Raw genomic sequence first — 13,785 nt, 5'->3', positions numbered from 1 at the left:
GATTAACCGCTCCACGGCAAGTAAAAAGCCTTTTCTGACGTGGTGGTGGGCGGCCATTTTTGCGGCCGCCCGGGTCTGTCAGGCGATACGTCTTCCGGCCACAACAGGTGACAGACTGATCTTCACCGGCACCGACTTCGAGGTGGGCGTTCCGCTGCCGTCACCAAAACTGGAAAGCGGCACCAGCGGATTGGTTTCGGGATAATAGGCGGCCAGATTCCCACGCGGAATGGCATAGGGCACCAGCTTAAACCCGCTGACTTTACGGGTAATACCATCATTCCACAGCGTTTCGATATCGACGTTATCTCCGGCGGCGTAGCCCATGTTGTCCATGTCTTCCGGGTTGATAAACAGCACTTCACGCTGGCCGTAAACGCCACGATAACGGTCATCCAGCCCGTAAATAGTGGTGTTGTACTGGTCATGAGAACGCAGTGTTTGCAACGTGAAAGGCACCTCAACATCGAGCGCCGGGAACAGCGAGGTCGGCAGGGCGGCCGCGCTGAACTGGGCTTTGTCATGCAGCGTATTGAAACGCAGTTCAGCCGCCGCATTGCCTAAATAAAAACCGCCTTTCAAATCGCATTTGGCGTTGAAATCGCTGAAACCGGGCAGGGTGGCCGCAATATGGTCACGAATGATATTGTAATCGTCCGCCATTCCCAGCCAGTCCACTTTCTCGCTGCCCAGTACTGCATGAGCAATGTTGGCCACGATCCAGGTTTCAGAACGCTGGGTATCAGCAATCGGTTTACCCACACCTTCTGACGCATGCACCATGCTGAAGGAGTCTTCGACGGTAATAAACTGCGGGCCACTGGCCTGAATATCCTGCTCGGTACGGCCAATCGTCGGCAGGATCAGTGCATCAATCGCGCCAGGGCACAGATGGCTGCGGTTGAGCTTGGTGCTGATCTGCACCGTCAGACCGCAGCGTTTCAGGGCTTCTTCGGTACGCGGGCTGTCCGGAGCGGCCGCAGCCAGGTTGCCCCCGAGGGCAATCAACACCTTGATTTCATCACGCAGCATCGCTTCCAGCGCCTGTACCGTGTTGTGCCCGACGTTGCGCGGTGGCTCGAAGTCAAAATGCTGCCCCAGACTATCGAGAAACGCCTGAGACGGCTTTTCATCGATGCCCATCGTACGGTTACCCTGCACATTACTGTGGCCACGTACCGGGCAAAGACCTGCGCCTTTTTTGCCTAACTGCCCGAACAACAGTTGCAGGTTGACGATTTCGCGCACGGTATCGACAGAATGTTTGTGCTGGGTGATGCCCATCGCCCACGTACAAATCACACGTTCGGCGCTTTGGTAAATCGCTGCCGCTTCACGGATCTGCTGTTCGCTGAGACCGGACTGACTGACAATCTGTGACCACTCCGTGGCATCCACGGCGGCAAGATAAGCCTCCAGACCTTCCGTTTTGGCATTGATAAACATCTCATCGAACAGGCCTTTCTCACCCGCCGCGATCAATGCACGATGGTTCTCAGCCAGCACTTTGACCATGCCGCGCACGGCGGCCATATCCCCGCCGAGGTTCGGCTGGTAATAGGTTGAGCTGATTTTACCTGCCATGCTGGTGACCACTTCCAGCGGTTTTTGCGGATCGGCAAAACGTTCCAGCCCGCGTTCGCGCAGCGTGTTGAAGGTGACGATTTTAGCGCCGTGATCGGCCGCGTGACGCAGGCTGTGCAGCATGCGCGGATGGTTGGTACCCGGGTTCTGCCCGAAGACAAAGATGGCGTCTGCATGGTCAAAGTCGTCCAGACGGATGGTGCCTTTCCCCACGCCAATACTGCGCTTCAGCCCGACACCACTGGCTTCATGGCACATGTTCGAGCAGTCAGGGAAGTTGTTACTGCCGTTCATGCGGCCGAACAGTTGATACAACCAGGAGGCTTCATTACTGGCGCGTCCTGAGGTGTAAAGCTCCATACGGTCGGGATGATCCATCGCCTTAATATGGCGGGCGATCAGGGCAAATGCCGCGTCCCAGCTAATCGGTTCATAGTGGTCAGTGGCGCGGTTATAGCGCAGCGGCTCGGTCAGACGTCCCTGGTATTCCAGGAAGTAATCGCTCTGCTGATAAAGGGCGGCAACACTGTACTGGGCAAAGAAGTCAGCACCGATATGGCGGCGGGTGGCTTCCCAGGTCACGGCTTTGGCGCCGTTCTCGCAGAAGCTGAAGGTACTTTTGTTGTCATCGCCCCAGGCACAACCCGGGCAGTCGAAGCCCTTTGCCTTATTCATACGCATCAAATTGCGCATGTTTTTTAACACTTGTTTGCTGTCGAAGACGAAACGGGTGGTGGCTTCCAGTGAACCCCAGCCGCCCGCAGCGGCCTGGTATGGCTTAATCGCTTCTTTAAATTTCATAATGTCGCAGGCTTATGTTGAATAGTTGTTAAAAAATTATTGCTTCTTTTTGGCGATTTTGCGATCCGAGCGAAGAATTGTCTAATTGATTGCAGAGATGGTGCGATAGGTCGTGTTTATCGCGATAAGTCTGGAAATGTGACGTTGGTCAAAGATTGTCCGTTGAATATCCCCATTAAGGCAGCATCCTCCGACATGCAACGCATACTTAGCCCGTGATAATGACAGCGGGAGAGACGGATGAAAGCGTTTGCCAGTAAAGTCCATGCCTTCGGTAAAGCTCTGATGATGCCGATTTCGGTGATTGCCGCCGCCGGTATTTTCTTAGGCGTTGCGGCCGCGTTGCAGAACCCGGTGATCACCGGGGATGCCTTTGCCAGCTTGCAAATACCGCAGCTGATCATTGGATTCATCCGCAAAGTGGCGGGGGCGTTGTTTGCTAACCTGCCGCTGTTCTTTGCTGTAGCCAGCGCCATTGGCCTGGCGAAAGCAGAAAAACCCACGGCGGCCTTTGCCTCGGTGATTGGTTTTATCGCCATGCACGTCGGCATCAGCGCCACCCTGGCAGCGCGGGGCCTGACGGCCGCCACCACTACCGCAGCGGCCTTGCAGCAGCAGGGGATGGATCAAACTACGGCGATGATGACCTCCGCGGAATTTATTCCCATGCTGGGCATCTTCACTTACAACATGAGTGTGCTGGGTGGGGTGATTGCCGGGCTGGTGACGGTAATGATTCATAACCGCTTTTACACCACCGAGCTACCCACGGCGATCAGCTTTTTTGGCGGGCGACGCTTTGTCCCGATTGTCACCGTGCTGGTGCTGCCGCTGGTCGGCGTTTTGCTGGCGCTCATCTGGCCGACGATCGGTGCCGGGATTGCCTGGGTCGGCGAACTGATTGGTGAGAGTGGTCAGTACGGTGCGTTTCTCTACGGCACCAGCGAACGGTTGCTGATCCCCACCGGGTTGCACCATATCCTCAATGAAACGGTGCGATTTACGCCGATTGGCGGCATTGCCACGGTCGATGGGCAGACCATTGTCGGCGCGCTGAATATCTTTAATACCTCGCTGACGCACCCGGGTTCCGTACCGGATACCACGGTGCAGGACGCTACACGTTTTCTGGCGCAGGGAAAAATTCCGGTGATGATGTTCGGCCTGCCCGCCGCCGCGCTGGCGATGTATCACTGTGCGCGTCTCGAGCATAAGCAGCGGGTGAAAGCGCTGGTGCTGGCCGGGGCGCTGACCTCCTTTACCACCGGAATTACGGAGCCGCTGGAGTTTTGCTTCATCTTTGTTTCCCCGGTGCTTTACCTATTTCATGCTTTGCTGAGCGGCCTCTCCTTTATGCTGATGTCATTGCTGCATCTGATGATTGGCAATGTGCAGGGGGGCGCTATCGATCTGGTGGTCTTCGGCATTCTGGGGGGCAGTAAAACCGCCTGGTGGTGGAGCGTGGCGCTGGGGCTGATCTATATCCCGATCTACTATTACGGTTTTCGCTTCGTCATTCTGCGGATGCGCGTGGAAACACCGGGGCGAGAGTCAGAAGAGGCACCTCAGGCCGCTAAGGTGACGGGGGATGAACGCACCCGCATTATTATCAGCGGGCTGGGCGGTGAGGCCAATATAGAGGATGTCGATTGCTGCTTTACCCGCCTGCGGGTGAGGGTTAAACAGATGAATGAGGTGGTCGATCATACCCTGATGAGCACCGGTGCCAATGGCATCAACCGCGTCAGCGACCACGATGTTCAGGTGATTTATGGGCCGCAGGTGGAAAAAATTGCCAATGAAGTGAAAAGTGCGTTGGGTCTGGCCTGAATGGCCCGGTATGATAGCGCCTGAATAAAGGCGCTAAGTTGCCGATAAAACTCAATATACCCTAAATAATTCGCATTGCAGGACAAAAACGTTACTCGTTTTTGAACAGCACTTGTGCTGGCCCCAAAGGGGCGCGCCCAACGCATCTGCAATGAGAATTGTGACGGGTAAGGACCCACGTTGCATGGACAAGATTAAAACGACGATAGCCTTGCTGTTGCCGGTGCTGCTTCTTGCGGGCTGTAAAAAAGAAGAAGATGAAGGCATTTCATTAAAAATCAAAAACCTGTCTTTCCTTTATCAGTTTGAGGCTATTCCCGGAAAGATAAAAAGCACCCATCAGACCATTTTTGATGCCAACGGCGAGAAACGTTACGACGGGGTATTTAATTTTGATAAGGACGGCTGCGTCACGGATTTTGATGTCACCAACCTCGACGTCGGTAATATCAGCGTGCGTCGGGAAAAAAACCAGCTGGTCGGCGAAGAGAATGGAAAACCCGTTGTCCTGACGCTGGATAGCAAATGCAACGTGCAGTCCAAAACCAGCGGCAACTTCACCATCGATATTCGTTACAACGATAGCGGGCTTATTTCCGGGCTTTCTTCTACACAGTCTGACTATCGCGTTGAACTGACGTATGACACTCTGGGGCGTCTGGTTGCTCAGCATGCGTTTAGCGGCGATCGCCCGATCTCGGAAGGGGTGCAGAAATATGCCTCGGATGCCGGTGATAAACCCTCCGATGCCGTGACCATCAGCAAAACTGCTGAAGGCACCAGGGAAACCACTACTCGTTGCGATTATCAGCAGGGCGTGCCCGTGACCTGTCGCTTCACCCTCAAAACCACGCCTGGCGACAAGGTGGTTGAACGCCATGCGCAGCTGGCCACGACGTTTTACTAAAGCGTAAATATTATGGATATCAAACAGCTTATCTATCTGTGTAATTTAGAGCGCGAACGCCACTTTGGTCGCGCCGCCGAGGCCAGCTTTGTCAGCCAGCCTACGCTGTCGATGCGCCTGAAAAACCTGGAACGTGAGCTGGGACTGTCGCTGATTAACCGCAGCAATAACTTTGATGGTTTTACACCGGAAGGGGAACGCGTGCTGTCCTGGGCACGGGAAATTGTCTCGGTGTATCAGGGGCTCAAGCTGGAGGTGGAGTCACTCAAACACGGCGTTAATGGAACGCTGCGTATTGGTGTGGTGCCGCAGTGCAGTATTTCCCTGCCAGTGATGCTGAAGGCGATCGGCGATCGTTACCCGCAGCTCGACTATCGTGTGGCCGTACTCAGTGCCGACCAGCTGCTGGATGCGCTGAACAGTCATACCGTGGATGTAGGAATTGGCTTCTTTGAGCTGGCTACACTGCGTGAGCTGCATTTCCAGGCGGAAACCCTGGACGATAACGGCATTGAGCTGCTTTATCATCCGCAGCATTTTCCTCAGTTACAGGGCGATGAGCCGCTGACACTGAAAGAAGTGGCCGCGCTACCGCTCTGCCTCGCTGAACAGACGCGCTATTTCCGCCGCTATATTGACGGGCACTTTCGTGATGCGGGGCTGACCCTGCGTGTGGTGCTGGAAACCACATCCGTCTTTCAACTGCTACAGGGTGTTCAGGTCGGGCTGGGATGTATGGTGTCGCCGGTCGGGCATCTGATTGACGGCATGACCAGCGGGTTGCAACGCCGCCGGGTGGCGATGCCGCCTATGTCCCGACAGGGGGCTGTGGTCATTGCTGAACCAGGGCGTGCTACGCCGCTGGCCCAGCATTTCTTTGATGAAGTCCGGCGCTGGTTAAAGGACTAGCGTTATTCGCCGTTAATGCCCAATCCCTGCATCAGCCGGTTACCCCAGCTGGCTGCCGCCACACTCAAAATAATATCGAATATCTGCGCACTGTTCAGACCCGCGTCTTTCAGCGGCTGAATATGGGCGGCATTCACTCTTTCCGGTGAACGTGTCAGCTGTGCTGCCAGTGAAATCACCGCCTGTTGCAGGGTATCCGCTACGCTCACAGCCTGTTCAACGCTCTCCTGTAATGCCGTCCGCCATTCGCTGCCTGCGGCATAACGTTCAAAACAGCTCACGCTGCCGTTGATACGTGAAGTGACTGCCGCAGCCAGCGAGGAATCGTTGCTGCTGCGTGCCGCCTCCAGCTGGTTGATCAGACGGCCCCAGCCATACAGTGCTTTGCCATCATGGGCAAACAGCCATGCGCCTGTTTCAAGTTCGGCCAGTGGCTGGCAGAAGGTGAGCGCTTCCAGCTGTTCCGGCGCTGCGTAGCGTAACTCCAGCGGCGGCAGCGCAGGGCGCCAGACGAGGGAATTCAGGAAGTTTTCGCTGGCGGCATCCGGTGGAATGGTCACGCCGGGCATCCAGCGTACGGGCAGCGCCATCAGGGCATGAACCCCGGCGACAACGCGTGCCTGATAACTCACAAAACCGATAATCTGACCGAGCGTGATAATATCCGGCGCGCTCAGGCCGACATCGTCAAGCCGCTGCACGGAGAGGGCATCAATCAGTGTTGGCTGGCTGGCAAGCTGGCGTGCATATTCGGTGATTTGTGTCAGGCGATGATTGCTCTCACGTGATGAGTCTGGCCCCGGAAGCGGATTGAGGCGTGCAGCATAGTGATTGCAAAGACGTTGCACCCCGGTCACCTGCGCCACCGTCAGCGCACTGCTGAGGCGATCGTACAGTGTCAGCGTATGGCTCAGGGTTGTGGTGAGTTCCGATGGGAACAACAGTTGATAGAGATCGCGCGAAGCCAGCAGTGCGGGTTGCACCTGCTGTAATAAGGTGTTCAGTTCTCCTTCTGCCTGCTGCGCCAGACCCAGCAAAAACCGGTCTTCAATAGTGGCAGCTTCAGGCATCAGCGGTGCGCGCTGGGCGGGCAGGCTGGTCTGGGTTTCATGATACCAGTGGTTGTTGCCGGTAAAGCGGCGCTGTTCCATGATCATTCCTTTTCGGGTTCAAAGGCTCGCCGGGAGGGCGCCAGGAAAAGGCACCATGACCAGCGGGCCTGAATGTCATGGTTATCCTGGCGTAAGGCGCAACACGATAGAAATAATGATCTGTGCTATCAAATAGCTGAATGGCATATACCCTTTTTTACCCGTCATACTTCAAGCCGTAGCTGCGTTGGCTGCATCCGTTCAACCTGGTCACAGAGTGATTGTTGATAATACTTAGCGGTCTCTGCGCCAGGCATCAGCCGTCAGGGCTTCACCAAAATGGCTGGAGATAAGACGCTTCGTCAGGTCATGCAGCGGGCAGGCCAGCACATCGGCCGTGCTGCCGCGTTCGACAACTTCACCCTGGTGCATGACCAGCACCTTGTCGCTGATATGTTTCATCATTCCCAGATGCTGAGTGACGTAAATATAGGCGATCCCGTGTTTATCCTGCAGTTCCAGCATCAGGTTAATCAACTGAGACCGCATCGACATATCCAGCGCCGCCAGCGCCTCATCAGCAACAATCACTTTAGGCTGTAAGATCAGGGCGCGCGCCAGCCCGATACGCTGCTTCTGACCGGGAGCCAGCATATGGGGGTAGTAGGATGCGTGATCGCGCAGTAACCCGACCTGGCGCAGCGTGGCGATAATGCGTTTCTCCCGCTCGGCGGAATTCAGCTCAGTATTCAAACGCAGTGGAAAATCGAGGATCTGGCTGATGCGCTGACGCGGGTTCAGCGAGGTTGACGGGTCCTGGAAAATCATACGAATGCGCTGGCTGCGGTAACCGTAATCACCGTACTCCAGCGCATGGTCGTCAATCACGATCTCTCCGGCCGTCGGTGCGATCATGCCACTGAGCATTTTTGCCAGTGTCGACTTTCCTGAACCGTTCTCACCAATTATCGCCAGCGTCTGACGTTCCTGTAACGTGAAGCTGATCTCTTTGACCGCTTCGACGTGCTGACGTCTGAACAGACCGGTGCGGTAGCGATAGGTTTTACTCAGATTGCGCACTTCCAGCAGTGTATCAACCATTACTGACTCTCCATATTCAGCGGGAAGTGGCAGGCAAAAAGATGGCTTTTACTGCCTGAAAGGCGCGGCGTTGCCATACAGTCTTTTTGCGCGTAAGGACAGCGTGGGCCAAGGCGGCAACCAATCGGCAGGTGTTCCAGCGAAGGAATGGTGCCTGGCAGCGTATTCAAACGACTCTTGTGCGGCAGAGAACGACCAAAATCCGGCATGGCGCGGATCAGGGCCTGAGTGTAGGGGTGGTGCGGCGCCGTAATCAACTCTTCGCTGACGGCAGTTTCAACGGTCTGTCCGCAGTACATGACGTTAATCCGATCCGCCCAGTGGCTGAGCATTTGCAGGTCATGACTGATCAGCAGAATAGTGGTGTTGTTATTCTGGTTCAGACGCGACAGCAGGCGGAAAATCTGCGCCTGCGTGGTCGGTTCCATGGCGTTGGTCGGTTCATCGGCAATCAACAGGCGCGGCTGATTGGCCAGCGCAATGGCAATCATCACTTTCTGGCATTCGCCATCTGTCAGCTCGTAAGGGAAGCTGCTCATGATGTCTTTATGATCTTTGATCCCCACGCGGTGCAGCAGCTCAATGGCACGGCGGTGGCGCCAGCCGAAGCGCTGATACCAGCGGCCTTTCCATGTCCAGCCGGGGATCGCCTGTTTTAACTGGGTGCCGATACTCTCAGATGGATCAAGGCACGACTGCGGCTCCTGAAAAATCATCGACACATTATGGCCGACGATCTTACGCCGTTCACGCGGCGAGAGGTGCAGCAGATCGATATCATTAAAGCGCATACGGTCGGCGGTGACGCGCCAGTTGTCGTTAGTGACGCCACAAATCGCTTTGGCAATCAGACTCTTCCCCGAACCTGACTCACCCACAAGGCCGCGAACCTCGCCTTCCGTCAGCGTAATACTTACCCGATCCACGGCTTTGACCGGGCCATCGGCCGTCATAAATTCAATGGTCAGGTTACGAATATCGAGTAGCGGCATTATTCAACTCCCGCATCGATGGCACGGCGTACACCGTCACCCAACAGGTTAACGATCAATACGCTCAACATAATGGCTGCACCGGGTAACATCACGGTCCAGGGCGCAACATAAATCAGTTCCAGCGAATCGCCCAGCATGGCGCCCCATTCTGGAGACGGCAACTGTGCGCCAAGATCGAGGAAGCCGAGAGCGGCAATATCGAGAATGGCCATCGACAGGGCGCGGGTAAACTCCGTCACCAGCAACGCCAGAATATTGGGCAGAATGGCGTACCACAGAATATCCAGACTGCTGGCCCCATCAAGGCGCGATGCCACCACATACTCTTTTTCCAGTTCGTCATGCACCGCACTGTAAATAGCGCGCACCAGACGCGGCAGGATGGCGAGGTACACCGCCAGCATGGCATGTTCCAGCCGCGGCCCGAGAAACGCGACGACGATTATCGCCAGCAGCAGAGAGGGGATCGACAGGAGTGTATCGAGCACATGATTAAGCGCCGCAGAGCGCAACCCGTGGGTCAGACCGGCCAGCACACCGAGCACCATGGCGCAGACGGAAGCCACCAGGGTGACGACAATCGCCGAGCCAACGGTGGGAGCAGCACCGCTCAGCAGGCGGCTTAACAGGTCGCGGCCCAGGTCGTCGGTGCCGAGGAAGAAGGAGACATCGCCGTAATGCGACCAGGACGGCGGCAGCAACTGATAGCCGAGAAATTGCTGATCAAGCCCGTAGGGGGCGATCAGGCCGCCGAAAATGCACAGCAGCAGCACGGCGATAAACGCATAGAAGCCGATCATCGCCGTGGTGTCACGGTAAAACAGCCCCCAGGTATGACGAAGGGGGCTGGGCGGTCGCTTCTCAGCGTAAATATTATCGGTGGGCATGAGTTTTCACTTCAATTCTTCTGGGTGTGTTGTCGTCTGCTATGGTTTTTTGATTCATATCATAACCTTAGTCTGCATCATCCCTTGATCGTCTCGTCATGTCAGTTTTTTTATCTCAGGCGACGTGACAATTTTCACTGTGCTCGCTGAAAAGCACAGCCTGTAACGATCAGCATAGGCGATTATCCTTCGATATCACTGTCGCAAGCAAGGGAACTCCGGCAGCAATTTATCCTCCTCACGGCACGAATGCTTCTCGGGTCTTATCGGTATCTGTTTCGGTCGAACGGTAGCCGTTTTAGTCGCCGCGTGCCGATAGTTTGCACAATCGAGCAGTCATCAAAATTTTGATTATCTTCATAACACATCCATTGTGATGGTTAAGATGAAAATGGCCCCAAACCCGAGGCCAGATTGTCATTATTGATAATCCTCTGCATCAGGGATAGGGACTGAATAGTCACGGGGATTGAAGGGGTAGGGCACACCATTGACTATTTTGAACTCCGACATAATAAACCGGCGCTGCATCACCTTTGTCGGTGAGCGCAAGGCAATATCAACATTCACTTCACCTTTTTTTGGGAAATGATAGTAAGTCTGAGGGATACACAATTGGTCGTTTTCAATTTTCAATGCAGGAAGTTTTCTGTTAAAACCCGATCTCTCCGTAGCATTGCGATCTCTTATTGAAATATAGTGTGCATAATAGTCACTAGCGTTTTTTATTTGGAAACAGTATCCAGCAAAGTTTTTAGAAACGGGTGCTGTTTCATACTGAGGGAAGTATTCTCCAAACAATCCGCAACTAACAAGCAACGAAGATAACAGGATGGGACGTAGCATTTTAATTATCATCATTATATGCTCCATGGGAATGATCTCAGCGTATATTGATATTGGCGTAATAGCTCTTTATCGGATAATTCATCACAATTTGTACATGTATTGTTCGATTCCCAATCACTGCGCCCGCCGGGTTGCCTCAGAAGATAATAATCAGCAATGATCGATGCCTGTTGTTCCATACGATAGGTACTCAGTGGCCAGCTGTCTAAGGCATACTTATAGGATACCAGCCAGCTCACCAGACCTCTCACTTTCACCTTCATACCATGTTGATACTGCCATACGTGAGACAGTTCATGTATAAAAATATGTTTGTTAATTATGTTCGCCCGCGAAAAATCAGGACTGTAGTATTCCCTAAAATACATCTCTCCATTGGGTGACATCGATGTTCCCATACTCTGCAAGCCAAAAGGTAGGTAACTTCCTTTATGTATCCACACCTTAGGGTAATTAATCGTGTCACGAAAAATCTCTCGCGCCATCTTAAGCTCACCCTGCGTCATCAGGCGCAGACTGCCATCCCTGGTTCCCTTATCAAACATAACCGCTCCTTGTTTCATCCATGGTAATTATCTTGTCAATATAGCAAATTCATTTCTTGCATCTTCATAACACAACGAGTGTGATCCTTAAGGGGAAAATGGCCCCGAAACAGGGCCAGGTTTTCTACTCTTTCTCGCGCATATAGTCAGCAGTAGGTACTGAGTATTCACGGGGAGTGAAAGGCTGCGGCTCACCATTTACCATTCTGAATTCAGAGACTATATTTCGGCGCTTCATTACTTTCGTTGGGGAATGTAAAGCAATGTCGACATTGATCTCACCGTTTTCAGAGAATTTGTAGTAAGCCTCAGGGATGCACATCTGATTACTCGTGATTTTTAATGCTGGTAACAGCCTGTTAAATCCAGACATTTCCGGTGCATTCCGATCTCTTATTGAAAGGTAATGCACATAATAATCTCCGGGTTTTGTTATTTGGAAACATAACCCGGTATTGTTTTTGGAAACCTGTGCAATTTCATATGGAGAGACGTAATAACCCAGCATTCCACATCCTGTCAAAAATGAAGAAAACAGAGCAATAATCGACATTTTACTTGTCTTCATTATAAACTCCATGGAAAGGATCTCAGTGTATATTCATACCGACTTAGTAAGTCATTGTAGGATAAATATTCACAATTAGCGCATGAATTATTCCTCTGCCAGTAGTTATGCCCATTGAATTGCGTAAGAAGATAATAATCCGCAATGATCGATGCCTGTTGTTCCATACGGTAAGTAGTTAGTGGCCAACTGTCTAAAGCATATTTATAGGAGACTGCCCAGCTGATCAGGCCTCTTAACTTGACCTTCATACCCTTCTGATATTGCCAGACATGAGACAATTCATGGATGAAAATATGTTGATTGATTCGCATGGCCTTTGAAAAATCAGGACTGTAGTATTCCCTAAAATACATCTCTCCATTGGGTGACATCGATGTTCCCATACTCTGTAAACCAAAAGGCAGATAACTACCTTTATGTATCCATACCTTAGGATAATCAATCGTGTCACGAAAAATCTCTCGCGCCATCTTAAGCTCACCCGGTGTCATCAGGCGAAGACTGCCATCCCTGGTTCCCTTATCAAACATAACCGCCCCTTGTTTCATCCATGGTAATTATCTTGTCAATATAGCAAATTCATTTCATGCATCTTCATAACACAACGAGTGTGATCCTTAAGGTAAAAATGGCCCCGAAACAGGGCCCGGTTTTCTACTCTTTCTCGCGCATATAGTCAGCAGTAGGTACTGAGTATTCACGGGGAGTGAAAGGCTGCGGCTCACCATCAACCATTCTGAATTCAGATGCAATCCAGCGACGCTTCATCTTCTTTGTCGGTGAACGTAGTGCAAATTCAACGTTTATCTCCCCTGAATTGGGGAAGTGATAATAGGCCTGTGGAATACAAACCTGATTTTTAGCAATGCTCAAGGCAGGCAGTTCTCTATTGAATCCAGACCTCTCCGGTGCATTCCGATCTCTGATTGAGAGATAATGAACGTAGTAGTCGCCAGGTCTTTTAATCTGGAAGCAGAATCCGCTATTTGTCCTGGACACCTGCCCAATTTCATCTAAAGGGGTGTAATCTCCCAGCAGCCAACAGCCAGTCAGTAGTGAGGAGATCAATAGGGGAAACAGAAATACTTTTATCTTCATCGTAGATTCCCCGGAAAGGATCTCAGGGTGTATTTATACTGAAGAACTAACTCTTCATCAGATAATTCTTTACAATTCGAGCAGAAACCGTTCGATGCCCAGTCAGCACGGTCATCGAATTTCGCTAAAATATAATAATCAGCAATGATCGCCGCCTGTTGTTCCATACGATAGGTGCTAAGTGGCCAACTACTTAATGCATAGTGATAATCAACCAGCCAACTTGCGAGGCCTCTGACTTTCACATTCATACCGTGTTGGTGTTGCCAGACGTGCGACAGTTCATGAATAAAGGTGTGCTGTTGCCTCATATGAGCCTTTGAGAAATCGGATCTGTAGTCATCTCTAAAATACATCTCTCCATTGGGTGACATCGATGTTCCCATACTCTGCAAGCCAAAAGGTAGGTAACTGCCTTTATGTATCCACACCTTCGCGTAATTAATCGTGTCACGAAAAATCTCTCGCGCTATCTTAAGCTCACCCGGTGTCATCAGGCGCAGACTGCCATCCTTAGTTCCCTTATCAAACATAACCGTTCCTTGTTTCATCCATGGTAATTACCTTGTCAATATAGCAAATTCATTTCTTGCATCTTCATAACATATAGAGCGTGA

14 protein-coding genes are annotated in these 13,785 nt (G+C 52.3%); 3 read left to right on the top strand and 11 right to left on the bottom strand.

Annotated features, from left to right (window positions below):
- Positions 1–78: 78 nt before the first annotated feature.
- Positions 79–2,385 carry an FdhF/YdeP family oxidoreductase gene (locus HHI26_RS02820; protein WP_171148560.1) on the bottom strand — a complete coding sequence of 769 codons (2,307 nt, stop codon included), beginning with the start codon at positions 2,383–2,385 and terminating at the stop codon, positions 79–81.
- Between the two features lie 240 nt (positions 2,386–2,625).
- Here HHI26_RS02820 and HHI26_RS02815 point away from each other — a divergent pair, with 240 nt between their 5' ends.
- The 3 genes from HHI26_RS02815 to HHI26_RS02805 all read left to right on the top strand — a co-directional run bounded on the left by HHI26_RS02815 (position 2,626) and on the right by HHI26_RS02805 (position 6,031).
- A complete protein-coding gene (locus HHI26_RS02815; protein WP_171148559.1) occupies positions 2,626–4,215 on the top strand; it encodes a PTS transporter subunit EIIC in 1,590 nt (529 codons plus the stop codon).
- Positions 4,216–4,399: 184 nt separating this feature from the next.
- A complete protein-coding gene (locus HHI26_RS02810) occupies positions 4,400–5,122 on the top strand; it encodes a YnfC family lipoprotein (RefSeq protein WP_159337172.1) in 723 nt (240 codons plus the stop codon).
- Between the two features lie 12 nt (positions 5,123–5,134).
- On the top strand, positions 5,135–6,031 hold the full coding sequence (locus tag HHI26_RS02805; protein WP_159337171.1) for a LysR family transcriptional regulator: 897 nt from the start codon (positions 5,135–5,137) through the stop codon (positions 6,029–6,031).
- A 2-nt stretch (positions 6,032–6,033) separates the two neighbouring features.
- Here the strand turns inward: HHI26_RS02805 and HHI26_RS02800 are convergent, their stop codons facing one another.
- The 10 genes from HHI26_RS02800 to HHI26_RS02755 form a co-directional block, all read right to left on the bottom strand.
- Positions 6,034–7,182: an oxidoreductase gene (locus HHI26_RS02800; RefSeq protein ID WP_159337170.1), complete on the bottom strand. Its 1,149-nt coding sequence runs from the start codon at positions 7,180–7,182 to the stop codon at positions 6,034–6,036.
- 234 nt (positions 7,183–7,416) lie between these two features.
- On the bottom strand, positions 7,417–8,223 hold the full coding sequence (gene sapF / locus HHI26_RS02795) for a putrescine export ABC transporter ATP-binding protein SapF (protein ID WP_133845064.1): 807 nt from the start codon (positions 8,221–8,223) through the stop codon (positions 7,417–7,419).
- The gene (sapD, locus tag HHI26_RS02790) at positions 8,223–9,215 is read right to left on the bottom strand and encodes a putrescine export ABC transporter ATP-binding protein SapD (protein WP_133845062.1); all 993 of its coding nucleotides are present in this window, start codon (positions 9,213–9,215) and stop codon (positions 8,223–8,225) included. Before sapD ends, sapF begins: the two co-directional genes overlap by 1 nt.
- Positions 9,215–10,105 (bottom strand): putrescine export ABC transporter permease SapC, encoded by an 891-nt coding sequence (gene sapC, locus HHI26_RS02785; RefSeq protein ID WP_133845060.1) that lies wholly within the window; start codon positions 10,103–10,105, stop codon positions 9,215–9,217. The genes sapD and sapC overlap by 1 nt, the downstream gene beginning before the upstream one ends.
- A gap of 420 nt (positions 10,106–10,525) precedes the next feature.
- A complete protein-coding gene (locus HHI26_RS02780; protein ID WP_171148558.1) occupies positions 10,526–10,966 on the bottom strand; it encodes a putative T6SS immunity periplasmic lipoprotein in 441 nt (146 codons plus the stop codon).
- On the bottom strand, positions 10,966–11,499 hold the full coding sequence (locus tag HHI26_RS02775) for a type IV secretion protein Rhs (protein WP_171148557.1): 534 nt from the start codon (positions 11,497–11,499) through the stop codon (positions 10,966–10,968). Before HHI26_RS02775 ends, HHI26_RS02780 begins: the two co-directional genes overlap by 1 nt.
- 124 nt (positions 11,500–11,623) lie before the next feature.
- Entirely contained in the window at positions 11,624–12,067 is a 444-nt protein-coding gene (locus HHI26_RS02770) for a putative T6SS immunity periplasmic lipoprotein (RefSeq protein WP_171148556.1), read from the bottom strand.
- Positions 12,067–12,600: a type IV secretion protein Rhs gene (locus tag HHI26_RS02765; protein WP_159337168.1), complete on the bottom strand. Its 534-nt coding sequence runs from the start codon at positions 12,598–12,600 to the stop codon at positions 12,067–12,069. Before HHI26_RS02765 ends, HHI26_RS02770 begins: the two co-directional genes overlap by 1 nt.
- A gap of 124 nt (positions 12,601–12,724) precedes the next feature.
- Positions 12,725–13,168 (bottom strand): putative T6SS immunity periplasmic lipoprotein, encoded by a 444-nt coding sequence (locus HHI26_RS02760; protein ID WP_133845050.1) that lies wholly within the window; start codon positions 13,166–13,168, stop codon positions 12,725–12,727.
- A complete protein-coding gene (locus HHI26_RS02755; RefSeq protein WP_171148555.1) occupies positions 13,165–13,701 on the bottom strand; it encodes a type IV secretion protein Rhs in 537 nt (178 codons plus the stop codon). Before HHI26_RS02755 ends, HHI26_RS02760 begins: the two co-directional genes overlap by 4 nt.
- Positions 13,702–13,785: the final 84 nt, after the last annotated feature.

The sequence above is a fragment of the Erwinia sp. JH02 genome (assembly GCF_013074405.1).
In the GTDB taxonomy this organism is placed as follows: Bacteria; Pseudomonadota; Gammaproteobacteria; order Enterobacterales; family Enterobacteriaceae; genus Erwinia; species Erwinia rhapontici.
Note: the sequence above shows the minus strand (reverse complement) of the source record. Positions and strands in the feature narration are given on the sequence as shown.